This window comes from Kribbella sp. NPDC049584, from assembly GCF_040675555.1.
In the GTDB taxonomy this organism is placed as follows: Bacteria; Actinomycetota; Actinomycetes; order Propionibacteriales; family Kribbellaceae; genus Kribbella.
On the sequence record NZ_JBFAPF010000015.1, the window covers coordinates 122982 to 147397 of the forward strand.

Sequence of the window (24416 nt, forward strand, 5' to 3'; positions counted from 1 at the left end):
GCGCCACTGCACCCGTCCGAGCTGGGGACGTAGAAATGGAGCCGATCTACGGGGTGAGGCCGCGCCGCGGCAGACCACGGGACCCGGAGGCGGAGCCGAGGATCCGCCGGTACGCCGTTCAGCTGCTGCTGGAGCGGGGATTCGACGGAATGACGGTAGACGACGTTGCCGAGGCCGCGGGGGTCGGCAAGGCGACGATCTATCGCAGGTGGGCCAGCAAGGAGCTGCTCGCCAACGACGCCATGGCCGAGCTGTTCGACATGGAAATACCGGACGCGGATACCGGCTCGATCGCCGGCGACCTGCTCGAGGTCTACCGGACCGCACTGGCCTTCGCCAACAGTGAAAGGGGACTCGCACTGATCCGCCTCGCAGTCGCCGAGGCGAACCGCGACCCGCGGTCCGCGCAGATCTACCGGGACGTCCTGGACCGGCGGATCGAGCTGACCGAGGCCGCACTCGACCGGGCCAGAGCCCGGGGAGAACGGGTTCGCGACAGCGCGGATCCGGTGGTGATGGTGGAGTGGATGGCCGGTGTCTTCGTCGTCCGGGCACTGACCGGACGTCCGATGCCGCCGCCGGAGGACGCCGAGCGCCTGGCCGACGTCACTCTGCGGGCCATCCTCGACGACTGGAGCGGCTCATGGCCGCACACCGGGTCCGAGAGCCAGCTCGCCGACCGCGAGTTCGGTGACCCTACGGACCTGTCCTGAGTTCAGGTCCCAGGCCAAGACCCAGCCTCGGACCTGGACCAGGACGTTGTCGTTGTCGTACCAGCCCAGTACCGCGCAACAGCCGGGCTGACGCACGTAGGCGGGGTCGCCTGCCCCCCTCGGCGTCTGACCGGAGCCCGCGAACGGTTCACCCAGCATCAGCAACCGGCTGGGCGCCGCCCGGAACGTGGAGATCGCAGCCACACCCTGTGGTTGCGAGACCAGCGTCCGGACCTGCGGCAGCTTGTTGGCGATGAACAGCCTGGCCACTCCGCCGTCGGACGAGAACGTCTGGCCGACCCACGACTGGACCGGCAGAGTGAGCGTGCTGTCCTCCGTCCACTGGCCGCCGACCTGATAGCGCTGCACGGAGCCGGTCTCGATCCGGAACGGCGCAGTGACCGCCTCCGGGTCGTTCGAGGCCTCGATGCGAGCAATCTGCCGCTCGCCGTCGCCGCCCTCCCCGACCAGCACGCGATAGGCGACGCCTGGTCCGCTCACGAGGATGCGCTGCGCCTCGTCCAGCCAGGACACGCTGCTGAAGTCTCCGGCCGGCAAGCGGTACTGCGAGATCTGAGCGGTCGAAGCGTTGACGGTGACGAGCTCACCGGGCTGTGGGAAGGCAACGACTGTGCCGTCGGGCGATACAGCACCGGAGCTCAACGGCGGCCGGCCGTCGACCGCAACCAACCCCACTGCTGCCTCGGACCACGACGAGTCGCGGCCGAGGAGCAAAGGCTCATAGACATCGCCGTTCTTAGCGAGCACCACCGCGGCGACCCGATCGAGCTTGTGCTTGGCCAGCGAATGAACCTTGCCGGGGAGCTCCAGGCGATCACCGAGCGGAGTCTCGAGCCGGTCGAGGAACCGCTCGCTGCCGGGCGGAGGCGCCAGCCAGAAGTCGATTCCGGAGATCTGACCGGCCGGTGCCACGTAGTCGCGCGGGGTGTTGAGCAGTCTCTCCGGAGGCGTGATGTCCGCATTGCCGTTCGAGCCCACCTCGATCGTAATCGAGACGACGAGCAGTGCGACCAGCACGACCAGCACACTGACCAGCACAGCCCGCCGACGACGGCGTCGTACCCTCAGGCCGGCTGCCCAGGCCGCGTCGGCCAGGTCTGGCTCGGGCAGGTCGTCGGCGGCCTGGAACAACAGCGGTGGAACGTCCTCACGCCTCATTGGGCATCGCGCCAGTCCCCCGCGCCCAGCGCCGCCCGGAACCGCCCGAAGGCGGTCAGACCATGCGCGTGGACGGCGGTGTGGGACATCCCGAGCAGATCACCCACCTCGAACTCGGTGAGTTCCTCCACGTGGAGCAGGACGAACACAGTGCGCTGCGCAGGAGTCAGGTCGCCCAGTGCGGCCTTCACCTGGTCGTCCTCGTCCGGGAACGCCGGCGTCCGGTTCCACGGCTTCAGCGCGGGCAGGTACAGCAGCCGCTGCACGAACGCATCGGGGTCGTCCACCCGGGTCCACTGCATCGACAGCTGTGTGAACGCGCGCAAGAGCGTCTTCTCGGCTCGTTCGAGGTCGCCGTACACCAGGTACGCCGTACGGAGCCATCTGCCTTGTCGTGCATCCACGAACGAGGCGAAATCCGGGTCGACCGTGTCGCGCACCTAGCCTCCGCCCCATCCCCTCGCTTCCTCCCCTATTCAACTCCTCAACTACTCCACGCGGCCAGAGCCAGTTTCCGATCGCGCCCGAGCCGTCTCCTCGGTGATCAGGTCGAAGTTGATCCCCGCACCCGCCATCAGGCCGGCCGCCGCGGACGGCATCACCTGAGCCATTGGATTGGTGACGTTGCCCGCCGCGAAGACGCCGGGGACCTCTGTGGCGCCCATGCCGTCGACCTGGATCGCCGTACCGATCTCTATGCCGTTGTTCTCGATCAGGGTCGGCTCCAGCCCCAGATCGGCCAGGAAGCCCGCGCGGGCGCGCACAGTGGTCTGGATCGCCAGCGCCTGCCGCGGAACGACCTTGCCGCCCTCCAGCCGCACTCCGGTGATCCGGTCGTCGGACACCTCGAGCTCCTCGACTTTGCCTTGTACTACGGAGATGCCGCGCGCAGCCAGCTCTTCCCACTGCTCATCAGTCGGCTCAGGCGCAGTGTGCAGGAACAGCGTCACGTCATCGCTCAACTGGCGGAACAGCTGCACCTGGTGCATAGCCATCGGACTGGTCGCCAGTACGCCGATCGCCTGGTCCCGCACCTCCCAGCCGTGGCAGTACGGGCAGTGGATCACGTCCTTCCCCCACCGCTCGGCCAGTCCACGTACGTCCGGCAGTACGTCGATCAGCCCAGTCGTCACCAGCAGTCGCCGGCCCCGGTACGTCGTGCCGTCGGCCAGCTCGACCGCGAAGCCGTCGTCGTCCTTCCTCCCGGTCGTCACAGTGCCCTCGGCGATCTCACCGCCGTACCCGCTGACCTCCTCGCGGCCGAGCGCGTAGATCTCACCCGGCGGCGTGCCGTCGCGGGTCAGGAAGTTGTGCACGCCCTCCGCGGGTGCGTTGCGCGGCGTACCGTCGTCGACCACCAGCACCGAGCGGCGGGACCGGACCAGGGCCAGCGCTCCACTCAGGCCGGCGGCGCCGCCACCGATCACGATCACGTCGTACTTCGTCATGTCCCGCACTCCTCGTCTCGAATGTGATCCGAGGATGCGTCGTGGTTTTCATTTTCGACAAGTATTGTTGCCGGTATGGCAAACGACGAGGACGTGCTCGAGTCGGTCGGACCGCGACTGCGGGCGTTGCGGATCGAGCGCGGGACCACGCTGGCCCAGCTGTCCGAGGTCACCGGCATCTCGGTCAGCACGCTGTCCCGGCTGGAGTCCGGTCAGCGCCGGCCGACGCTGGAGCTGCTGCTGCCGCTCGCCCGCGCGCACCAGGTGCAATTGGACGAGCTGGTGGACGCACCGCCGACAGGCGACCCGCGGATCTACGCGAAGCCGATCAAGCGCCACGGCACGGTGCACATCCCGCTGAGCCGGCGGCCGGGTGGGTTGCAGGCGTTCAAGCAGATCCTGCCGGAGGGGTATCCGGGCAACGACGTCGTGCAGAAGACGCATGAGGGCTATGACTGGCTGTATGTGCTGTCCGGGCGGGTGCGCCTGAAGCTCGGCGACAAAGACTTCGTCCTGAAGGAGGGCGAGGTGGCCGAGTTCGACTGCCGGGTGCCGCACTGGTTCGCCAATCCCGGCCCTGGCCCGACCGAGGTGCTATGTCTTTACGGCCCGCAAGGGGAGCGGATGCACGTCAGAGCGCGGACCACATGAGACAGACCGATTGACAGGAGATACGCAGTGAGCGTCGCGTTGTTCACGTTGGGCGGAACGATCTCGATGGCAGGCAACCGGCGCCTGACCGGTGACGACCTCACCGCGGCCATTCCTGGGCTGTCCGGCCTGTCCGAGCTGGGCCACCCGGTGGAGATCCAGGACATCGAGAAGGTCCCCAGCGCCAACCTGACCGCCGCCAAGATTCTCGAAGTCGTCGACGCCGCCTCGAAGGCCGTCGCCGCCGGTGCTGCGGGCGCCGTGGTCACGCAGGGCACCGACACGCTCGAGGAGAGCGCGTTTCTCGCGGATCTGGTTTGGCCGCACCCGCAACCGCTCATCTTCACCGGTGCGATGCGCAACCCGACACTGGCCGGTCCCGACGGTCCCGCCAACCTCCTGGCTGCGCTGCGGGTCGCCTGCTCCCCCGCGGCGCGCGACCTCGGGGCACTGGTCGTTTTCAAGGACGAGATCCACGCCGCGCGCTGGGTGCGCAAGACGCACAGCACGAGTACGGCGACCTTCGTGTCGCCGAACACCGGGCCGATCGGTCACGTCGTCGAGGACCGGGTCAGCATCCTCACCCGCCCGCTGCGGCTTGACGGCGTTCAGGGCAGCGCTGAGCCGGCCGAGCTCGACAACCTCAAGGTGGCGCTCTACACGGTGACCATGGACGACGACGGCCTGCTGCTGCAGGGATTGGCCGACACACATCAGGGCCTGGTCGTCGCCGGGTACGGCGTTGGGCATGTGCCGGCCGCGCTCGCCCCGGTGCTCGGCGACCTGGCTGCCCGGATACCGGTCGTCCTGACCTCGCGCACCGGCGCCGGCTCGGTGGTCCGCAATACGTACCACTCCCCCGGCTCGGAGACCGACCTGTTGCAGCGCGGCCTGATCGACGGCGGATTCCTCGACCCGTACAAGGCACGGGTGCTGCTTCGGTTGCTCTTGGCAACAGATGACGACCTGGCCGCGGGGTTCGCGCAGTACGCCTAGCTGAGCGACGAGGCTTTCGTCATCAGGTAGTCGCGTTCGGGGAGGCTCGTCGTACCGCGGGCCGCTGCGCGGAAGTGGTCGGCGGCCGCCGCCCGGTCGCCGCGCATCTCGTAGAGGTGCCCGCGGGTGGCGTCCAGGCGGTAGTGACCGGCCAGCTCCTCGTCGAGTGGTTCGAGGAGTTTCAGACCGGCGTCGGGGCCGTCCACCATGGCGGCCGCGATCGCCCGGTTGAGCTTCACCATCGGATTGCCGGACAGGTCCTCGAGGAGTCCGTACAGCGCCAGGATCTGCGGCCAGTCGGTGTCCTCGGCGCGGTCGACCTCGTCGTGCAGTGCTGCGATGGCGGCCTGGATCTGGTACTCGCCCAATGGCGGCGTGTTGAACGCTTCGACCGCCAGTGCTACGCCTTCGGTGATGTGGGCGTGGTCCCACAGCGATCGGTCCTGCTCTGCCAGCGGGATGAGCTCTCCGCGCTGACCGGTCCGCGCTGCACGGCGGGCGTCGGTCAGCAGCATCAGCGCCAGCAGTCCGGCCACCTGACCGTCATCGGGGAGCTGTGCGCGTACTGCGCGCGTCAACCGGATCGCCTCAGTCGACAGGTCGCTGCGGTGCAACTCCGGGCCGCTCGTACTCGTGTAGCCCTCGTTGAACATCAGGTAGAGCACGTGCAGCACGTTGCGCAGCCGGTCCGGGTCGGTGTCCAGTTCGAAGCTGGCGCCCTTCAACTTCTGCTTCGCCCGGCTGATCCGCTGCGCCATCGTTGCCTCAGGCACCAAGTACGCCGTCGCGATCTCGGCCGTCGTCAACCCGCCGACCGCCCGCAGCGTCAGCGCGATCGCCGAGGCCGGCGTGAGCGCGGGATGGCAGCACAGGAACAGCAGCCGGAGCGTGTCGTCGTGCTCCTCGGTCTCCCCACCTGGCACCTCGCGCAGTGCGGCGCGTTCCTCGCGTCGGCGACGCGCCTGCTCCTGCCGTACTTCGTCGATCAGCCGCCGTGAGGCCGTCTGGATCAACCAGGCCTTCGGGTTGTTCGGGCGGCCGTCCCGTGGCCAGGTCGTCGCGGCGGCCAGCAGCGCCTCCTGGACCGCGTCCTCCGCCGCGGCGAAGTCACCGGACCAGCGCACGACCGCCCCGAGGACCTGCGGTGTCAGCTCACGCAGCAGGTCCTCGAGGCCGCGACCAGGGTCAGAAGTCGTGCAGGTCGGCATCGCCGTCCATCACTCGGCGGACCTCGATCGGCTGCTCGAGAGGGACGCCGCCGGGACCGGGGGCGGCAGACTGCTCGGCCGCGATCTCCAGCGCTCGCTCCTCCGACTCGACGTCGACCATCGTGTAGCCGGCCAAGACCTCCTTGGCCTCGGCGTACGGGCCGTCGGTCAGCACCGGCGCGCTCACACCGTTCGCCCGGACCACCTTCGCGTGCCTGGGCCAGGTCAGCGCGTTGACCTCCACCAGCTCGCCGCTTTGCCGCAACCTCTCGACCGAGTCACCCAGGTGCTTCATGTGGGCGTTCCTGTCGGCCTCGTCCCATTCCAGCATCGGGATGTCGGTGTTACCGCCGTCGTGGCTCATCAGCAGCATGAACTTGGTCATGTCATCTCCTTCTCGTTCGGGCCTTCACCCGGAGACGAAGCCGGTCATTGCGGCTCTACATCAGCTCAACGTCATCATTCCAGCAGCGCGTCGACGAACTGCTCAGCGTCGAACGGCGCCAGGTCGTCGGGACCCTCGCCGAGGCCGACCAGCTTCACCGGGACGCCGAGCTCCCGCTGCACCGCGATCACGATGCCGCCCTTCGCCGTGCCGTCCAGCTTGGTCAGGACCAGCCCGGTGACGTCGATGACCTCTGCGAACACACGGGCCTGGGTGAGGCCGTTCTGACCGGTGGTGGCGTCGATGACCAGCAGTACTTCGTCCACCTCGGCCGTCTTCTCGATGACGCGCTTGACCTTGCCGAGCTCGTCCATCAGACCGGTCTTGGTGTGCAGGCGGCCGGCGGTGTCGACCAGGACGACGTCCGCCTCCTCCGCGATGCCCTCCTTGACCGCGTCGAACGCGATGCTCGCCGGGTCGCCGCCCTCCGGACCGCGCACGGTGCGGGCGCCGACACGCTCACCCCAGGTCTGCAGCTGGTCGGCGGCGGCCGCGCGGAAGGTGTCGGCGGCACCGAGGACGACGTGCTTGTCCTCGGCGATCAGCACGCGGGCCAGGCGGCCGACGGTGGTGGTCTTGCCGGTGCCGTTCACCCCGACCATCAGCATGACGGCGGGCTGCCCGTCCTTACGGCTCGCCTTGAGCGACCGGTCCATCGACGGGTCTACCAGCGCGACGAGCTCCTCGCGGAGGATGTCGCGGGCCTGTGCGGCGCCGACGCCCTCCACGCGCATCCGGGTGCGCAGCTTCTCGACCAGCTCCTGTGTCGGCGCGACGCCGACGTCAGCTGTGATCAGCGTGGTCTCGATGTCTTCCCACGCCTCCTCGTCGAGCTTGTCGCGCGACAGCAGCGCGAGCAGCCCCTTGCCGAGTGAGCCCTGGGAACGCGCCAGACGAGCACGCAGCCGGACCAGCCGGCCCTGCGCGGACTCCGGCTTCTCGAGCGTCGTCGTCGGAGCGGTCTCCGCCTCCGGCAGCTCGGCGTCCTCCAGCGTCCGGGTCGGGGTGTCCCGGGGTTCCTCGGCGTCCTCACCGACCTTCGGCTCCGGTGCCTCCACGGCGGGCTTGGTGGCCGCGGGCAGCTCGGAACGGCGCCGCCGGGCGACGACCAGACCGGTCGTGCCGACGACGAGGACGACCGCGATCAGGACGACGATCGTGATCAGGGCCTGGTCTGTGACGAGTGGCAGCAGGAGCGAGACAAACAGTGGGGTCAACACGGTTCCCCATCTTGACAGACACCCGGCCCGCCGCACGCATTTGTCACGTCAGGCAAACCAGCTGTCGCGGTACGTGAGGAGGCACCAACTCCGGCCGGTGGGTGAGCAGTACGACGGTCCGGTCGCCGGCGGCCGCGAACAGGTCGGCGAGCAACGCCCGGCCGGTCTCCTCGTCCAAGTGCTCCGTCGGCTCGTCCAGGACGAGTACGTCGCGGTCCGCGAGCAGGAGCCGAGCGAACGCGAGCCGCTGACGCTCACCACCGGACAGCCGGGCACCGTGCTCGCCGACCATCGTGTCGAGGCCGTCCGGTAGCTTCTCGACGAAGAGCCCGAGCCGTGCGCGGTAGAGCGCCTTCCACAGCTGCAGGTCGCTCACGCCGGGCTTTGCGAGCAGCAGGTTCTCCCGGATGCTCGTGTCGAAGACGTGGCTCTCCTGGGTCAGCAGGCCGACGACGGACCGCACCTGGTCGCCTTCGAGCCTGGCGAGGTCCACACCGTCCAGCAGCACCTCTCCCCCGCGCGGGTCGAGGAACCGCAGCAGTACTGCAGCCAGTGTGCTCTTGCCCGATCCGCTGGGCCCGGTGATCACCACGCGACTCCCGGCGGGCATGTCCAGGCTGAGTCCGTCCAGGACGTCGATGTCGTCGTAGCCGACGCGGAGCAGCTTCACCTGGAGGTCGCGGCCGGTCGGGAGCGGTAGCGGCTCGGCCGGCTCGGTGACCGAGTCCGGGGTGTCTACGAGTTCCTGGACTCGGCCCAGTGCTGCTCGAACTCGGATGGCCAGCTGGGCGGCGGCTGGGATCCCGCCGAGCACGTCGGCGAGGGCGAGTGGCGTGAGGACCAGGACCGCGAACACTGCGCCGGTGATGTTCGCCGTACTGCCGAGGATGAGTGCGGCGATGCTGGCGCCGCCGATGCAGAGGACGAGTAGGCCGCTCCCGAGGCCGGTGCTCCAGGCGGAGCGGCGTTCGGCGGCGGCCAGACGGGCGTCGTGGCGGGAGAAGTCGTCCAGGACCGAGTCGACCGCGTTGTAGGCGAGCACGTCGGCCGCGGTGAGCAGGGTCTCGGTGGTGGTGGCTGCTACGTTGCCGCGGGCGCCGGCGATGTTGCGCTCGGCTTGTTGGGCGGTGTGGGCAGCCAGCCACGGTACGACGGTGCAGGCGATCAACACTGCTAGCGCGACCGTTGCACCGGCTGCTGGGAGGAGCAGGGCGAGGAGAGCCACCGTCGCGGCGGCTGTGACGGCCGCTACCGCGACTGGCAGCAATACGCGCAGCCAGAGGTCGAGGACTGCATCGACGTCGAGCACGAGCCGCGCCAGCAGGTCGCCTTTCCGCTGGGATGTCGGTGCGATCTTCTCGAGACGGCCGGTGATACGAGCCCGCGTCTCCCCCAGCACCCGGTACGCCGCGTCGTGGCCGACCAGGCGCTCGACGTACCGGAAGACACCGCGGCCGACACCGAACGCCCGCACCGCCACGATCGGCACCAGCAACAGCAGGATCGGAGGTTGCGCCGAGGCAGCGGTTATCAACCAGGCGGCGGTCGCCAGCAGAGCCACCGCCGAGCCGGCGGCCGCAACCCCCAGCATCAGCGCGAGAGCCAGCCGCCAGCGGACACCCGCCTGCGGCCGCACCAGCTGCCACGGTGTGCTCATGCGTTCACCAGCTCTCGGGTTCCTACGGAGACTGTTCGGTCGGCCGCTGCTATCAAAGCGGGACGGTGGGCGACCATCAGGACGGTGCGGCCCGTCGAGCGAAGGCCGTTGATGACGGCTGCTTCGGCGTCCGGGTCCAGACCAGCGGTGGGCTCGTCCAGGAGGAGTACCGGGGCGTTGGTGAGGAGGGCTCGGGCGAGAGCGACCCGGCGTTGCTGGCCGCCGGACAGGAGTTGGCCTTGCTCGCCGACCGGCTTGTCCAGCGCGAGCTCACCAGCGCCTGCGGTGAGGAGAGCAAGGCGGACCTCGTCGTCGGATGCGGTCGGGCGTCCGAGTCGCACGTTCTCGGCGACAGTGCCGAGGCGCAGCCCAGGCCGCTGAGGCACCCACGCGAACTGGCGTCGCCACTCCGTCGGATCGAACTCGTCGGCCGCACTGCCACCAGCCACGACCACACCGCGTTCGGGCTCGACAAAACCGAGCAGCACGGCCAGAGCGGTGGACTTCCCAGCGCCGCTGGGACCCGTGAGCGCCACCACCTCCCCCGGCCGCAGCTCCAGGTCGAACCCGTCCAGCGCCGGCTCATCACGCCCCGGGTACCGCACCGTCACGTCGTACAGCTGCAGTGGACTCACCCGCAGGTCAGGCACATCGGTCCGGTCGCCCCGCATCGGCAGCGGCGTCTCCAGCACGCGGAACACCTCTTCGCCCGCCGCAACGCCGTCCGCACTCGCGTGGAACTGCAGGCCGACCTGCCGCAACGGCAGGTAGGCCTCCGGCGCCAGGATCAGCACCATCAACGCCGTCTCCAGCCCCAGCTTCCCGTCGACCAGTCGGAGCCCAACGCCAACGGCGACCAACGCCACCGAGATGCTGGCCAGCAACTCCAGCGCGAACGACGACAAGAACGCCAGCCGCAGGCTCCCCATCGACGCGGCGCGGTGCTGATCGGTCACCCGACGTACGGCGGACTCCTGCGCCTTCGCACGTCCGAACAGCTTCAGCGTGGTCAGACCGCCAACCACGTCAGCGAAGTGATGCGCCAGCACTGCCAGCGCGTGCTGACGTCGCCGGCTACGTGCCTGGGTCGCCCAGCCGATCAGAGCCATGAAGATCGGGATCAATGGAAGTGTGACCAGCACCGTCCCCGCGGCGATCAGATCGCCCGTCGCCATCCAGCCGATCACGCCGGCCGGGATCGTCGACGCCAGGACGAGCTGCGGCAGGTACCGTGCGAAGTACGGGTCCAGATCATCGAGTCCCTTGGTGAGCAGGGTGGTCAGCGCACTGCTGCGTTCCCCACTCAGCCACACCGGTCCGAGCTTCAGCGAGTGCTCCAGCACCTGCCGCCGCAGCGTCGACTTCACCGCTGCCGCAGCACGCTGAGCGACTACCTCCTGCGCCCAGACCAGCAACGCCCGCCCTGCCACTACCAGTGCCAACGCCAGCGCCACACCGGCCACCCCGCTGCCCTGCAGTACGACGCCGGTGATGCCATGCGCCAGCAGCACAGCCTGTACGACGATCAGCACGCCACTCGCGACACCGATCAGTACCGACGCCGCCAGGAAGACCCGTGCGCCCCGGGCCCTCCGCAGCAACCGCGGGTCGAGCGGCTTCACGACGCCGCCACCATCACGCGCTTCCGGAACACCCAGTACGTCCAGCCCTGATACACCATCACCAGCGGCAAGAAGATCGCGGTGATGATCGTCATCGCCTTCAACGTGTACGCCGAGGACGCCGCCTCCGCCGCGGTCAGCGTCGTCCCAGGCTCCAGCGTCGACGGCATCACATCCGGGAACAGCGCGACGAACAAGGACACCACGGCCAGTCCGATGGCCAGCGTCGTACCGATGAAGGCCCAGCCCTCGCGGCGCAGGAGGTTCGCTACGAGCCCGCCGGCGAAGGCGACCACGGCCGCGATCATGACGATGATCGAAACGCTGTCGCCCCTTAGTGCCTGCGCCCAAGCCAGGAAGGCGATCGTGAGCACCGCTGCGACGACTCCCGCGCGGGTGGCGAGCCGGTTGGCGCGGACGCGCAGGTCGTCGGTGGTGCGCAGGGCGAGGAAGATCGCGCCGTGCGTGACGAACACCGCCACGAACGTGAGGCCGCCGAGCAGGGCGAACGGGTTGAGCAGCGTTCCGAAGCTTCCGATGTACTCGTGCTTCGCGTCCAGCGGCACACCGCGCACGATGTTGCCGAAGGCAATGCCCCACAGCAGTGCCGGCAGCAGCGAGCCGATCGTGATCATCAGATCCATCCGCCCGCGCCAGACCGCATCGTCCCGCTTGCCGCGGTACTCCAGCGCGACACCGCGCACGATCAGCCCGACCAGGATCATGAACAGCGGTAGGTAGAAACCGCTGAAGAGCGTCGCATACCACTCGGGGAATGCTGCGAACGTCGCAGCGCCGGCCATGATCAGCCAGACCTCGTTGCCGTCCCAGACCGGCCCGATCGTCGTGATCGCGGCCCTTCGCTCGGGCTCGTTGCGGCCGAGGACCCGGAACAGCATCCCGACGCCGAAGTCGAAGCCCTCGAGCACGAAGTACCCGGTCCACAGCATCGCGATCGCGATGAACCACACAGTCGTCAGTTCCATCTCGAGCCCCTCAGTACGCGAACGACAGTGGCTTGTCCGGCTGATCCGGTGAGGTCTCCGGTGGATCGTCGGTGCCGGCCAGTCCGCCGCGGATCGTCCGCAACATCAGCTTGGTCTCGACGACCGCGAGTGCGCCGTACAGGAGAGTGAATCCGGCCAGCGACGTGATCACCTCGCCACTCGTCGTACCGGGTGACACACCCGATGCCGTGGGCAACAACCCGAACACCAGCCAGGGCTGCCGGCCGGTCTCGGTGAAGACCCAGCCGAAGGTGTTCGCGATCAGCGGCAGCAGTGGCAAGGGCGCTGCCAGCCAGATCAGCCACGGGGCGGGCGCCCGGCCGCGACGTGTTGTCCACAGCAGCCACAGCGCGATCGCCGCCGACGCCATCCCGACCCCGATCATCAGCCGGAAGGTCCAGTACGTCAGCGGGACGTACGGCTTGTACGACCCCGGGCCGTACAACTGCTCGTACGCGTCCTGCAGCGAGTTGATGCCCTTGACCTGACCGTCGAAGTGCCCGGTGGCCAGGAACGACAGCAGGTACGGCAGCTTGATCGAGAAGATCTCCTTCGATCCGTCCAGCGTGCCGACGGTGAAGATCGAGAACGGCGCCGGCTTCTCGGTCTTGTACAGCGCCTCTGCCGCGGCCATCTTCATCGGCTGTACTTCGGTCATCACCTTGCCCTGCAGGTCGCCGCTGATCGCCACGCCCACGCCGGCCACGAGCACGACCGACGCTCCGATCTTCAGCGCCGACCGGAAGACGTCCTTGTCCACCAGCGGCCGCCGGATCAGGTGCCACAGCGCGACACCCGCGACGAACCCGCCGCCGACCATGAACGCGGCGAAGATCGTGTGCGGGTAGGTCACCAGCACGACCTTGTTGGTCAGCACCGCCCACAGATCCGTCATCTCGGCGCGACCACGGGCCGTGTTGTAGCGGAACCCGACCGGGTTCTGCATCCACGAGTTGGCGGCGAGGATGAAGTACGCCGAGAGTTGCGTGCCGAGCACGACCATCCAGATGCAGCCGAGGTGTACGAGCTTCGGCAGGCGCTCCCACCCGAAGATCCACAGACCGATGAACGTCGACTCGAGGAAGAACGCGAGCAGGCCCTCGAGCGCGAGCGGGGCCCCGAACACGTCGCCGACGAAGCGCGAGTAGTCGCTCCAGTTCATCCCGAACTGGAACTCCTGCACCAGACCGGTGACCACGCCCATCGCGATGTTGATCAGGAACAGCTTCCCGTAGAACTTGGTCAGCCGCAGGTACTTCTCCTTCCCCGTCCGGTACCACGCCGTCTGCAGGCCGGCCGTGATCGCGGCCAGCGAGATCGTCACCGGCACGAAGAAGAAGTGGTACACGGTGGTGATCGCGAACTGCCACCTGGCCAGATCCAGCGTGTCCATCGGAAGGCCTCCCCAGCCATCTACGACGTTTCGTAGTAGATGTTAGCGCGGATCTACTACGACGTGTAGTTATACTGGTCACGTGGTGAGTGAGGAGATCGGGGCGGTGGCACGCGGGCGGCATCAGGCGCAGCCACCACGCCCTCTGGGCGACCTGGAGCGGCTGGTGATGGAGCAGCTGTGGGCTGCGCCGACTGCGTTGACCGTTCGCGAGGTGCACGAGCAGCTGGCCGGCACCCGGGAGCTCGCGTACACGACCGTGATGACCGTTCTGGACCGGCTTGCGAAGAAGAAGCTGACCGAGCGCGAGCGCGACGGCAAGGCCTGGCGCTACCGTGCGGCCGCGCCCCGTGAGGAGCTGGCCGCCGACCTGATGCGCGACGCCCTCGACCGCGCCGGCGACCGTCGCGAGGCGCTGGTCCGCTTCGTCGGGCAGGTCTCCGACGAGGAAGCGGCTCTATTGCGTGAGGCGCTGTCCCGGTTGGACGTCGAGGAGCAAACGGGGTGATCACCCCGGTCCTGCTGGCCGTCCTCGCGCTGGTCCTCACCGGCCCGGCACCGGCCGTGCTGGCTCGCTCCACCTGGCCCTACCGGGTCCCCCGCGCCGCGGTCATCCTCTGGCAGGCGATCGCGCTGGCCGCCGTACTGGCCGCACTGGGTGCCGGCATAGCGCTCTCGTACTCGATCGCGGGCGAGCCCGGTCAGCCGAAGTTCGACCCGTCATCACCACGGGACCTGGTGGCCGCGCTGATCCTCGCGATGACTGCGTCGGTCGTCATCAGGTTGCTCTGGGCGGTCGGGAAAGTCGCAGTCGGCACGAGGGCACGTCGTAAGCGGCACCGCGATCTGGTCGACGTCCTCGCCACTCCGGACGGTCTGATCCCCGGACTGCGCGTGCTGGCGGAGGAGACGCCGCTGGCGTACTGCCTGCCCGCACTGCGAGGCGCACGGGTTGTTGTGTCGGTCGGTGCGCTGGACCGACTGGACGACAGCGAGCTGAAGGCAGTGCTGGCGCACGAACAAGCACACCTGCGGGCACGTCACGATCTGGTGCTGGAGGAGTTCACCGCCCTTCACCACGCGTTCCCGCGCTGGGTGCGTAGCGATGTGGCGCTCGAGCAGGCCCGCACGCTGGTGGAGCTCCTGGCTGACGACGACGCGCGCCGCCGCAACGGACCACGTCCGCTGGCCCGCGCACTGGTCGCGCTGGCCGGCTCACCGGCGCCCGAGGCAGCACTGGCCGCAGCCAAGTCCGCAACGGTCCTCCGAGTCGAGCGCCTGGCCGACCCGGCTCCTGACGAGCGCGTGCTCGCCACACTGACGTACGCCGGCGCAGTCACGCTGCTGGTCCTGCCCACGATCACCATCGCCGCCCCGATCGTGAAGGCGATCGTGGACGCGGTCAGCTAGTTGGCCGGTAGCGCACCAGTACGCCGCCGCTGGCCCACGGGCGCGCCTCGATCAGCTCCAGCTCGACCGGTGGCTCGCCACTGGGGAACGCACCCTTGCCCGCGCCCAGCAGGATCGGGCAGATGCGCAACTGGACCTCGTCCACCAGTCCGGCGCGCAGCAACGACTGGAACAGCGTGATGCTGCCCCACAGGATGATGTCCTTGCCGGTGTCCTCGGCCTTGAGCGCACGCACCGCATCGAGGTCGCGGACCACCAGACCCGGCTCGTAGGAGCCCCACGGCGCACTCTTCAGCCTGGTCGACACGACGACCAGGCGCAGCGCGTTCAGCTTCGGCGCGATCGGCTGGTCCGCGGAGGCGTCGGTCGGCCAGTAGCTCGCGAACAACCGGTACGTCTCGGCGCCGAGCAGCATCGTGTCGATGCTCTCCAGCAGCTGGAGATTGTCGTCGTCGGCAGCGCCGCCGTCGTCCGCGACGGAGTCGAAGAATTCCAGTCCGCCATCGGGTCCGGCGGCGTACCCGTCGAGTGTCACGTACTCCTGGAAGATGAGTCGCCTCATGCTCTGCGACCCTACAGCGACACTAGCCGAAGCGCTTGCCTTCTCCCCGCGCTACAGCGAGCAGCACCAGGCCCGACAGAACCAGCAGAACAACCATCGTCACAACGAATGTCAGCACTTCTCTCCCCGAATCCCCACACGCACTACCAACACTGGCCTGACGCTCTTACCGAGTCAGAAGTTCCCCGAACGCCTTGGCGATTTCGTCGACCTGCCAGGTCAGCGAATGCGGCGTCACCACGACCTCGATCCACGACCATCCAGGCACGTCCGCGGACTGCCACGGCGGGCACAGCGCCTCGCGGGTCCGCTCCATCCGCTCGACCGTCGTACGCTCGATCGCGTCCGCGGCACGAGGTGCGTAGAGGCGGAACGAGTTCGTGTGCGGCGGCTCCGGGAACACGCGGAAACCCTCGCTCTGCAAGGCCATTGCGACCTCGACCGCCCGCTGGTGCAGGTCGTCCATCAGCGGGAGCACGGTGCGCAAGCCGTCGCGCGCGGACACGGCGTACGGGAAGAGCGAGAAGAGGTTGCCGCCGAGCCGGCGCTGCCATCGGCGTACTTCGGCGATGACGTCCTCGGGACCAGCCAGTGCGGCACCGCTGATGCCGCCGAGGACTTTGTAGAACGACACGTAGACGGTCGAAGCCAGCGCAGCGATCTCCGCCAGGCTGTGTTCGAGGTACGGCGTGCTCTCCCACAAGCGGGCGCCGTCCAGGTGCAGCGGTACGCCGCGCTCGGCGCAGTACTCCGAGAAGACGACCAGCTCGTCCCAGGTCGGCAGCACGTACCCGGCATCGCGCAGCGGCAGCTCCAACGTGACCGCGGCCAGCTTGCCGGGGATCGCTGCCAGCTCGTCCGGACGGGGCTGGCGTGGCTCTGACGTCAGCCGCTCGATCCGCAGGTGGTGCACCTCTTCCAGCGCGTTCAGCTCGTGCACCAGGAGGTGAGACAGCCCGTGCACTGCGACGCGGCTGGTCCCCGCGCGGTCGGCGTACACGCGGAGCACACTCTGCTGCGCCATGATGCCGGTCGGCAGGAACACCGCTGCCGGCTTGCCCAGCAGCTCGGCGACCTCCTGCTCCAGCGCCGCGACCTCGCCGCCGTTGCCGTACATGTCGACGAGGTCGTCCGTGGCGACTTCCGCGAGCCGCTGGAGCCGATCCGGCGCCGGCACTCGCCGGTTGCCGAGCCAGCGCTCGCAGTTGTCCGCCGCGTTCTTCCGGCGCTCCCGCAGGTCCTCGGAGGTAGTCGTAGCCACGGCCCTATCCTCTCGTGTCCCGCAACTACTTTCGGATCGTTGCTCAGATGGTTGCCGTGACGACGTGCTTTCCCTGCAGGGTCCTGATCTCGACCGAGTGCACCTTGTCGAGCGGGACCAGCACACCGCCGCCGAACGTGCTGCCGTTCTTGGCTGCCTTCTCCGACACCACCCAGCTGCCCGCGGTCCAGGTCTTGCCGGAGCTGTCGGTGACGAGGAGCTGGCACTGGTCTCCGGCCCTCAGGCCCTTGACCTGCACCTGCACCCAGCTCCAACCGGTCCGCGGCTCCACGGTGGTCGCCATGGTCGCGCCGGTGACCGAGTCGGTCGTCTTGACTTCCCTGTAGCCGGCTGCGGGTTCGGTGGTGGCCTGCGGTGCGGTCGATCGACCGAGTGCAACCCCACCGCCGAGCGCACCGGCGACCGCCACGAGTGCGGCGGCCACCATCAGCCAGCGGGAGCTGCGGCGCTTGGCCGGAACCTGTACGGCAGGCTCTGGCGACGACTCGCGGACGGCCCGCAGCGTGCGCTGCAGCAACAGGTCGCCACCCTCCGGCGGTCCGTCGAGGAACGCCTCCGGCGGGACCTCACCGAGAAAGTCCTTCATCTCCTCGAGCTCGGCCAGCTCAGCGCGGCACTCCGCGCACGTGGCCAGGTGCGCGTCCACCTCTGCCACCTCACCGGGTTCTAGTGCGCCCAACGCGTAGGCGCCGAGTTGCGTGCGGTCATGCTCAGTCATCGGGACACCTCCCCGTCTCCAGTCAACGCAGCTGGTCCAGCCATCACCGCGCGCAGAGCTCGGAGGGCGTAGTACGAACGTGATTTCACGGTACCGGGTGGTACACCCAGTTCCTTTGCAGCCTCTGCCACGGACCGCCCGCGGTAGTAGAGCTGCACGAGTACTTCACGGTGTTCGGGCGACACCTTGTCGAGCGCGTCCATCACGACCATGGTGTTCACCACGGCCTCGGAGTGGTCGCTCTGGACCGGCGGCTGGTCCACCACGTCCGCCACCTCGGCCGGACGCACCGCCCGGGCCCGGGCACGGTCGGTGACGATGTTGCGCGCCACCGTCAGCAGCCAGCCCCGCACCGATCCTCTGCCGGTGGTCAGGTCGCCGGCGTGCTTCCAGGCCCGGACCAAGGTCTCCTGTACGACGTCCTCGGCCGCGGCCCGGTCTCCGGTGAGACGGGTGGCATAGGCCAACAGGCTGCGCCCGTGTTCGGCGTACAGCGTGCGGATCAGCGTCTCGGCGTCCTGCGGCTCTGGGGTGTCACCCACCGACCGCACGATACCGGGCGCAGCAGGCGCCCACACCAGCGCGGCACAGGTCGACTCAGTAACCGCCATGACCGGAGCCGGACGGCCGGTACGTGATCTTGTTGCCGTCCGCCCCGACCCCTTCGGCCACACTGCTCAGTCGCTTCATCAACCCTCCTCGGTCGAGCGTCCGTCACCCCGTCATACGTACGGATTCACCGACCGGTTCAACCGGGACGGCTATCGTCGCCGTCATGAGTCAGGACATCCCAGCCGCGGTCCAGCGCGCGCTCACCGCGATCGACGAACAGGACAACGACGCGTTCGTGGCAGCGTTCGCCCCGGACGGCTACGTCAACGACTGGGGCCGGGAGTTCCGCGGCCCCGAGCAGATCCGCTCCTGGAGCGAGAACGAACTGATCGGCAAGCAGGCCACCTTCACCGACACCCGGGTCACCGTCGCCGGCAACCCGCTGACGATCCTGACCCAGGTCGGCGGGAAGGGCTTCAACGGCCCCTCCCACTTCACCTTCGCGGTCGAGGACGACCAGCTCGCCTCGATGACGATCACGGCCTAGCCGGCTCAGCCGGACCGGCTCGGAGGGACTCAGACGGGTTCGGGCTCGCGGATCCGCTGGGAGATGACCGAGGAGACGCCGTCGCCACGCATGGTGACGCCGTACAGGGCGTCGGCGACCTCCATCGTGCGCTTCTGGTGGGTGATGACCAGCAGCTGGCTGTTCTCGCGGAGTTCCTCGTAGATCTCCAGGAGACGGCCGAGGTTGGTGTCGTCCAGTGCGGCCTCGACCTCGTCGAGGATGTAGAACGGCGACGGGCGGGCCTTGAACAGCGCGACCAGGAACGCGACCGCGACCAGCGAGCGTTCACCGCCGGACAGCAATGACAGCCGCTTGACCTTCTTGCCGGGCGGGCGGGCCTCGACGTCGATTCCGGTGCCGAGCATGTCGTCGGGATCGGTCAGGACCAGGCGGCCCTCACCGCCCGGGAACAGCCGGCTGAAGACGTGCTCGAACGCGATCTCGACGTCGCGGTACGCCTCGGTGAAGACCTGCTCGACCCGCTCGTCGACCTCCTTGACGATGTCCATCAGGTCGCGGCGGGACTTCTTCAGGTCGTCGAGCTGCTCGGACAGGAAACGATGCCGCTCCTCCATCGCCTCGAACTCCTCGAGCGCGAGCGGGTTGATCTTGCCGAGCTGGTTCAGCGCACGCTCGGCCTGCTTCAGCCGCTTCTCGACCTTGGTCCGGTCGAACGGCTCGGCCTCGAGCTCCAGCGTGTCGTCGTCCCCGTCCTTGGGCAGCGGCGGCACCAGCTGGTCGGGTCCGTACTCCGCGACGAGGGCGTCGACCTCGATACCGAGCTCGCCCAGCGCCTTCTCGTACAGCTGCTCGAGCCGCATCTTCTGCTCGGCCCGGGCCAGCGCGTCGCGGTGGACCGTGTTCGTGAGCTGCTCCAGCTCGGAGCTCAGGTTCCGCGTCGCGGACCGCGCCTGTGAGAGCGCCTGCTCCCGGTCGGCCCGCTGCGCCTGGATCGCCGACCGCTCGGCCGCCGCCTGCTGCAGCGAGGACTCCAGCCGCGCCAGCACATGACCAGCGGCCAGGTGCACGGCCTGAGCCGCATCCGCCTGCCGTGCCCGCCGCGCCGCCCGGGCAACCGCCCTGGCCCGCGCCTCGCGCTCCTGCCGGGCAGCGCGCTCCAGCGAGTCGGCCCGACCGGACAGCGCCCTGGCCCGCTCCTCGGTGGTACGGAGCGCCAGCCGCGCCTCCATCTCGGCCGCACGCCCCGCCTTGGCCGCCTCGGCCAGCCGGTCGCGCTCCGACGTGTCCGGCTCGTCACCGTCGTCGTCGAACGCCTCGGCGTCCATCAGCCGCTCTTCGAGCTCGGCCAGACCGGACAGGTTCTTGTCGCGCTCTTCCTCGGCCGCAGCGATCGCCTCGCGCATCCGCTGCGCCTCACCGCGGGACGCCTTCGCCAGCGACCCGAAGTGCGCCAACTGCTCCGCCACCGCGGCCATCGCCGCGTCGGACTCGTGCAGCCGGGCCAGCGTGATCTCGACGGACTCCTTCTGCCGGGCCCGCTCGTCCTCCAGCCCCTGCAGCTCGAAGCGCAGCCGCTCGCTCCGCGCCGTCGCCTCGAGCAGCTTCTCCGCCGCCTCGTCGACCGCGGACTGCACCTCGATCAGGCTCGGCGCCGCGTCCGATCCGCCGTACGCGAAGTGCGCACCCAGTACGTCGCCGGCGCGCGTCGTACACGTGACGTCGGGCAGATTCCGCACCAGGGACTTGGCGGCCGGTACGTCGTCCACCACGGCGACCTTGCGCAGCAGCCGCCGCAGAGCGGGCCGCAGCGTCTCCGGGCAGTCCACGACATCGACGGCGTACGACGCGCCGTACGGCAGCACCGGCCACAGGGAGTAGTCGTCGGCGGGCGCGTCGCCGAGCAGCATCCCGGCCCGGCCGAGGTCGTGCTGCTTCAGATGCCCGACCGCCTGGAGCGCGGCGTCCGCGTGCGTGACTGCGACCGCGTCGGCGGCCTCGCCCAGCGCGGCCGCAATAGCCGTCTCGTAGCCGGCGCGCACGCTCAGCAACGCCGCGACCGAGCCCATCAGGCCGTTGACCTGCTCGGAGGCGGCCAGCAGCGCGCCGGCGCCGTCCTTCCGGTTCAGACCGAGCTCGAGCGCTTCCTTGCGCGCCGCCAGACCGGTGCGCTCGCGCTCGGCGTCACGCTCCTCGGCCCTCAGCTTCGCCAGCCGCTCGTCCATCTCGTCGAGCACCGCCTGAGCGGCCTCGAACTGGTCGTCGAGCCCCTTCTCGCCAGCGTCCAGCCCGGCGACCTGGGTCTCGAGCGCGGTGAAGTCGTGCTGCGCCTTGGCGGCGCGGACCTCGGCCTCGTGCATGTTGCTGGCGAGCCGGCCGATCTCGGACTCGGCGGCGGCCGCGCGGCTCTTCAGCGCGTTCACCTGACCGGTCAACCGGGCCAGACCCTCGCGGCGGTCGGCGGCGGCCCGGATCAGCGCGGAGATCCGGCGCTCCTCCTCGGCCTCCTGCGCCTCCAGCTGCTGGCGGCGCTCGACGGATTCGGCGAGCAGCTCGGAGTGCGCCTCGACCTCGGCCTCGATCTGCGCCTCGGTCTCCCGGACCCGCGCGGCCTCCAGCTCGAGCTCCTCCGGGTCCCGGCCGGAGCGCGGTCCGTCGTCGGCCTCGTCGTTCAGCGAGCGGATCCGGTCCGCCGCGATCCGCGCCGTGCCCTTGATCTTCTCGCCGAAGCCGGACAGTTGGTACCAGGTGTCCTGGGCGGCCTGGAGCGCCGGCGCGTCCTCGCGGAGCGCGTCCTCGAGCTCGGCCTCGAGCTCGCGGGCCTCCCGCAGCTTCGCCTCGGTCTCGGACCGCCGCTCGGTCAGCGCGGCCTCGTCCCGCAGCTCGGCCTCGAGTGCGGACTGGGCCTGGACGATGTCGTCGGCGAGCAGCCTGGCGCGGCCGTCGCGGACCTCCGCCTGGATCGTCACCGCCCGGCGCGCCACCTCCGCCTGGCGCCCGAGCGGCTTCAACTGGCGGCGGATCTCGGCGATCAGGTCCCCGAGCCGGTGCAGGTTGCCCTCGGTGGCCTCCAGCTTCCGGATCGCCTTTTCCTTGCGTTTGCGGTGCTTCAGGACGCCGGCGGCCTCCTCGACGAATCCGCGGCGGCCTTCCGGCGTGGCGCGCAGGATCGAGTCGAGCTGGCCCTGGCCGACGATGACGTGCATCTCGCGGCCGATACCGGAGTCGCTGAGCAGCTCCTGGACGTCGAGCAGGCGGCAGTTCTGGCCGTTGATCTGGTAGTCGGACCCGCCGTTGCGGAACATCGTCCGGCTGATCGTCACCTCGGCGTACTCGATCGGCAGCGCGCCGTCGGTGTTGTCGATGGTGAGCACCACCTCGGCGCGGCCCAGCGGGGCGCGGCCGGAGGTGCCGGCGAAGATGACGTCCTCCATCTTGCCGCCGCGCAGCGACTTCGCGCCCTGCTCACCCATCACCCAGGCCAGTGCGTCGACGACGTTGGACTTGCCGGAGCCGTTGGGTCCGACGATGCAGGTGATGCCTGGTTCGAAGTTCATCGTCGTCGCGGACGCGAACGACTTGAAGCCCCGGAGCGTCATGCTCTTCAGGTACAAGGCGAAGCTCTCCAACCCGTGAAAGGACAGACGATACCTAAGGAACCGTCGTAACTGCTCGTGCCGCTACCCGGGGGAAGTAGTTCCGCTGCGCAGTCTACAAACAGATGCGCGTGAACTGGTGGAGGCCGACCGGCAAGACCGCGGCCGGCTGTAAGGGCAACAGTTGCTGAACATACAGTGCTTGTACACACAGGCGGCGGAGGCCCGGACGGGGGCCACCGCCGTGGTTGTGCGGACGGTCGAGATGCAATTCTCTGTTGTCGCGGCTAGGGTCCTCAGACCGAAGCGGGGGCGCGCAAAGCCTCGTCGACGGTCAGCAGGCGACCCTCGTGAATCTGTGCGACGAGGTGGTCGTTCTCTGCCTGCAGACGCATCACATGCGCCTCCAGGTCGGCGACACGCCGGTTGAGCAGACGAACCTGCTCGAGCATGCGCGGGTCAGTGCCTCCAAGATGCCCTAGAAGAGCCTTGGCCATTGTGCTGTCCTCCGGAAGGGTTCTGGCCGGGTGCGCTCCAGGTCCTGGTCATGAAGGAGCGCTGAAAATGTGTGCCGTCTTTCAGGGTGACACCGGCGGGGGCGACGGGTCAACCTGGGCCACGTTTATTAACGATACCTCGCTCACCAGCGGACATGCCGGGGAACGGGCTGACATTTCGGGCACCGGTACGACGAACGGTTCATGAACGGCTCGCGACGGATCGGGCGGCCGTCCCGCGGGCACGGCGATCCCTCCTGCCCGTAGACGTTCAGGCCGCGCTCGAAGTACCCCGATTCCCCGTTCACGTTGACGTAGAGGGCATCAAAGCTGGTGCCGCCAATGGTCAGCGCCTCGGCCATCACCTCGTGGGCTGCGTGCAGAATCCCCTTGATTTGCAGGGGTTTCAGCGTTTCCGTCGCCCGGGCGTAGTGCAGCTTGGCCCGCCACAACGCTTCGTCTGCGTAGATGTTGCCGATCCCGCTGACCACGGTCTGATCCAGCAGCGCCCGCTTCAGCCCGGTCCTGCGGCGCCGGATCTTCGCCGTCACCGCGTCCGGGTCGAACAGAGGATCGAACGGGTCCCGGCCGATGTGGGCGATCTCGGCGGGCAGCTCGGCGCCACCCTCGGAGTACGACAGACCACCGAACATCCGCTGGTCCACAAAACGGACCTCTCCGAGGTCGTCCGCAAAGCGGAACCGGACCCGGAGGTGCGGTTCGTCGGGTGCGCCGACCGGCTGGACCCGGAACTGGCCGCTCATCCCGAGATGGGTCAGAACGGCGTCCCCGGACACCAGCGGGAGCCACAGGTACTTGCCGCGGCGGGCCGGCTCGGCGAAGACCTGGCCCTTCAGCCGGGCCACGAAATCGTCCGGCCCGGCGGCATGACGCCGTACCGGGCGGGGGTGCAGCACCTCGACCGCGTCGATCGTGCGGCCGGTGGTGAACTCCGCCAGACCACGGCGTACGACCTCGACCTCGGGAAGCTCGGGCACCTACGGCTGCTGCGAGGGGTCCGTGCTGTCCGGATGCGCGGCGCGCAGAGCCTTCCAGGCGGTCTCGGCGGCCTGCTGCTCGGCTTCCTTCTTGCTCCGGCCGATGCCGTGACCGTACGTGTCGGAGCCGATCCGGACCCGGGCCTCGAACGTCTTCGCGTGGTCCGGTCCGGACTCCGCGATCACGTACTCCGGGACGCCGACGCTGAGCTGGGCGACCAGCTCCTGCAGCGACGTCTTCCAGTCCAGGCCGGCGCCGAGCCGCGCCGACGACTCCATCAGGTCGTCGAACAGCCGGTGCACCACCAGGCCCGCGGTCTCGAACCCGCGGTCCAGGTAGACGGCGCCGATCAGCGCCTCGACACAGTCGGCCAGGATCGACGACTTGTCCCGGCCGCCGGTGGCTTCCTCCCCGCGGCCGAGCCGCAGGTACTTGCCGAGCTTGAGCTCGCGGGCGACACCCGCGAGCGCACGCATGTTGACCACCGCGGCCCGTAGCTTGGCCAGCCGGCCCTCGGACAGGTCCGGGTGGTTCCGGAACAGCGACTCCGTGACGATGACGCCGAGCACGGAGTCCCCGAGGAACTCCAGCCGCTCGTTCGTCGGCAACCCGCCGTTCTCGTACGCGAACGAGCGGTGGGTGAAGGCGTGCTCCAGCAATTCGTCAGCCAGCGATACGCCGAGCCGTTCGTTCAGCTCGGCGTAGAGCCCCGTTTCGTTGGCAGAGTTCACTGGG

General features: G+C 69.0%; 24 protein-coding genes. 6 read left to right on the forward strand and 18 right to left on the reverse strand.

The window, feature by feature from the left end; genetic code table 11:
* Window positions 1-35 precede the first annotated feature (35 nt).
* On the forward strand, window positions 36-713 hold the full coding sequence (locus AB0J62_RS37545; RefSeq protein ID WP_363881808.1) for a TetR/AcrR family transcriptional regulator: 678 nt from the start codon (window positions 36-38) through the stop codon (window positions 711-713).
* Here AB0J62_RS37545 and AB0J62_RS37550 read toward each other — a convergent pair.
* From AB0J62_RS37550 to AB0J62_RS37560, 3 genes are read right to left on the reverse strand one after another with little or no spacing between them, the layout of a single operon-like run.
* Window positions 642-1892 carry a hypothetical protein gene (locus tag AB0J62_RS37550; RefSeq protein ID WP_363881810.1) on the reverse strand — a complete coding sequence of 417 codons (1251 nt, stop codon included), beginning with the start codon at window positions 1890-1892 and terminating at the stop codon, window positions 642-644. The genes AB0J62_RS37545 and AB0J62_RS37550 overlap by 72 nt on opposite strands.
* Window positions 1889-2332 (reverse strand): sigma factor-like helix-turn-helix DNA-binding protein, encoded by a 444-nt coding sequence (locus tag AB0J62_RS37555; protein ID WP_134111576.1) that lies wholly within the window; start codon window positions 2330-2332, stop codon window positions 1889-1891. The genes AB0J62_RS37550 and AB0J62_RS37555 overlap by 4 nt, the downstream gene beginning before the upstream one ends.
* A gap of 48 nt (window positions 2333-2380) precedes the next feature.
* Window positions 2381-3340 (reverse strand): NAD(P)/FAD-dependent oxidoreductase, encoded by a 960-nt coding sequence (locus AB0J62_RS37560; protein ID WP_363881813.1) that lies wholly within the window; start codon window positions 3338-3340, stop codon window positions 2381-2383.
* 75 nt (window positions 3341-3415) lie between these two features.
* Between AB0J62_RS37560 and AB0J62_RS37565 the strand changes: the two genes are divergently transcribed.
* Window positions 3416-3991, forward strand: coding sequence for an XRE family transcriptional regulator (locus AB0J62_RS37565; RefSeq protein WP_363881815.1), 576 nt, complete (start codon window positions 3416-3418; stop codon window positions 3989-3991).
* 27 nt (window positions 3992-4018) lie between these two features.
* The gene (locus tag AB0J62_RS37570; protein WP_363881817.1) at window positions 4019-4987 is read left to right on the forward strand and encodes an asparaginase; all 969 of its coding nucleotides are present in this window, start codon (window positions 4019-4021) and stop codon (window positions 4985-4987) included.
* Here the strand turns inward: AB0J62_RS37570 and AB0J62_RS37575 are convergent.
* The 7 genes from AB0J62_RS37575 to AB0J62_RS37605 form a co-directional block, all read right to left on the reverse strand.
* A complete protein-coding gene (locus tag AB0J62_RS37575; protein WP_363881819.1) occupies window positions 4984-6195 on the reverse strand; it encodes a sigma-70 family RNA polymerase sigma factor in 1212 nt (403 codons plus the stop codon). The two genes, AB0J62_RS37570 and AB0J62_RS37575, sit on opposite strands and share 4 nt — an antisense overlap.
* Complete coding sequence (locus AB0J62_RS37580) at window positions 6173-6580, reverse strand: YciI family protein (RefSeq protein WP_363881821.1); 408 nt, start codon at window positions 6578-6580, stop codon at window positions 6173-6175. The genes AB0J62_RS37575 and AB0J62_RS37580 overlap by 23 nt, the downstream gene beginning before the upstream one ends.
* 74 nt (window positions 6581-6654) lie before the next feature.
* Window positions 6655-7857, reverse strand: a complete 1203-nt coding sequence (gene ftsY / locus AB0J62_RS37585) for a signal recognition particle-docking protein FtsY (RefSeq protein ID WP_363881977.1) — start codon at window positions 7855-7857, stop codon at window positions 6655-6657.
* Between the two features lie 46 nt (window positions 7858-7903).
* A complete protein-coding gene (gene cydC / locus AB0J62_RS37590; protein WP_363881823.1) occupies window positions 7904-9517 on the reverse strand; it encodes a thiol reductant ABC exporter subunit CydC in 1614 nt (537 codons plus the stop codon).
* On the reverse strand, window positions 9514-11139 hold the full coding sequence (gene cydD, locus AB0J62_RS37595) for a thiol reductant ABC exporter subunit CydD (protein WP_363881825.1): 1626 nt from the start codon (window positions 11137-11139) through the stop codon (window positions 9514-9516). Before cydD ends, cydC begins: the two co-directional genes overlap by 4 nt.
* Complete coding sequence (gene cydB, locus AB0J62_RS37600) at window positions 11136-12125, reverse strand: cytochrome d ubiquinol oxidase subunit II (protein ID WP_363881828.1); 990 nt, start codon at window positions 12123-12125, stop codon at window positions 11136-11138. The genes cydD and cydB overlap by 4 nt, the downstream gene beginning before the upstream one ends.
* Before the next feature lie 10 nt (window positions 12126-12135).
* Window positions 12136-13539, reverse strand: coding sequence for a cytochrome ubiquinol oxidase subunit I (locus AB0J62_RS37605; protein WP_363881830.1), 1404 nt, complete (start codon window positions 13537-13539; stop codon window positions 12136-12138).
* A gap of 82 nt (window positions 13540-13621) precedes the next feature.
* Between AB0J62_RS37605 and AB0J62_RS37610 the strand changes: the two genes are divergently transcribed.
* Entirely contained in the window at window positions 13622-14047 is a 426-nt protein-coding gene (locus tag AB0J62_RS37610; protein WP_363881832.1) for a BlaI/MecI/CopY family transcriptional regulator, read from the forward strand.
* Window positions 14044-14949 (forward strand): M56 family metallopeptidase, encoded by a 906-nt coding sequence (locus tag AB0J62_RS37615; RefSeq protein ID WP_363881834.1) that lies wholly within the window; start codon window positions 14044-14046, stop codon window positions 14947-14949. Before AB0J62_RS37610 ends, AB0J62_RS37615 begins: the two co-directional genes overlap by 4 nt.
* Here the strand turns inward: AB0J62_RS37615 and AB0J62_RS37620 are convergent.
* From AB0J62_RS37620 to AB0J62_RS37635, 4 genes are all read right to left on the reverse strand, one after another.
* Window positions 14942-15511, reverse strand: coding sequence for a dihydrofolate reductase family protein (locus tag AB0J62_RS37620; protein WP_363881836.1), 570 nt, complete (start codon window positions 15509-15511; stop codon window positions 14942-14944). The genes AB0J62_RS37615 and AB0J62_RS37620 overlap by 8 nt on opposite strands.
* A 166-nt stretch (window positions 15512-15677) precedes the next feature.
* Window positions 15678-16772, reverse strand: coding sequence for a beta-eliminating lyase-related protein (locus AB0J62_RS37625; RefSeq protein ID WP_363881838.1), 1095 nt, complete (start codon window positions 16770-16772; stop codon window positions 15678-15680).
* A gap of 43 nt (window positions 16773-16815) precedes the next feature.
* Window positions 16816-17511, reverse strand: a complete 696-nt coding sequence (locus AB0J62_RS37630) for a zf-HC2 domain-containing protein (RefSeq protein WP_363881840.1) — start codon at window positions 17509-17511, stop codon at window positions 16816-16818.
* A complete protein-coding gene (locus tag AB0J62_RS37635; protein WP_363881842.1) occupies window positions 17508-18053 on the reverse strand; it encodes a sigma-70 family RNA polymerase sigma factor in 546 nt (181 codons plus the stop codon). The genes AB0J62_RS37630 and AB0J62_RS37635 overlap by 4 nt, the downstream gene beginning before the upstream one ends.
* A gap of 233 nt (window positions 18054-18286) precedes the next feature.
* On the opposite strand from AB0J62_RS37635, the gene AB0J62_RS37640 reads away from it, so the two are divergent.
* Complete coding sequence (locus tag AB0J62_RS37640) at window positions 18287-18610, forward strand: nuclear transport factor 2 family protein (RefSeq protein ID WP_363881844.1); 324 nt, start codon at window positions 18287-18289, stop codon at window positions 18608-18610.
* A 29-nt stretch (window positions 18611-18639) separates the two neighbouring features.
* Here AB0J62_RS37640 and smc read toward each other — a convergent pair whose 3' ends face one another.
* The 4 genes from smc to rnc all read right to left on the reverse strand — a co-directional run bounded on the left by smc (window position 18640) and on the right by rnc (window position 24412).
* Window positions 18640-22203 (reverse strand): chromosome segregation protein SMC, encoded by a 3564-nt coding sequence (gene smc / locus AB0J62_RS37645; protein WP_363881979.1) that lies wholly within the window; start codon window positions 22201-22203, stop codon window positions 18640-18642.
* 278 nt (window positions 22204-22481) lie between these two features.
* Window positions 22482-22682, reverse strand: a complete 201-nt coding sequence (locus AB0J62_RS37650; protein WP_130449173.1) for a hypothetical protein — start codon at window positions 22680-22682, stop codon at window positions 22482-22484.
* Window positions 22683-22825: 143 nt separating this feature from the next.
* Window positions 22826-23680, reverse strand: coding sequence for a bifunctional DNA-formamidopyrimidine glycosylase/DNA-(apurinic or apyrimidinic site) lyase (mutM, locus tag AB0J62_RS37655; RefSeq protein WP_363881846.1), 855 nt, complete (start codon window positions 23678-23680; stop codon window positions 22826-22828).
* Window positions 23681-24412 (reverse strand): ribonuclease III, encoded by a 732-nt coding sequence (rnc, locus tag AB0J62_RS37660; protein ID WP_130449169.1) that lies wholly within the window; start codon window positions 24410-24412, stop codon window positions 23681-23683.
* Window positions 24413-24416: the final 4 nt, after the last annotated feature.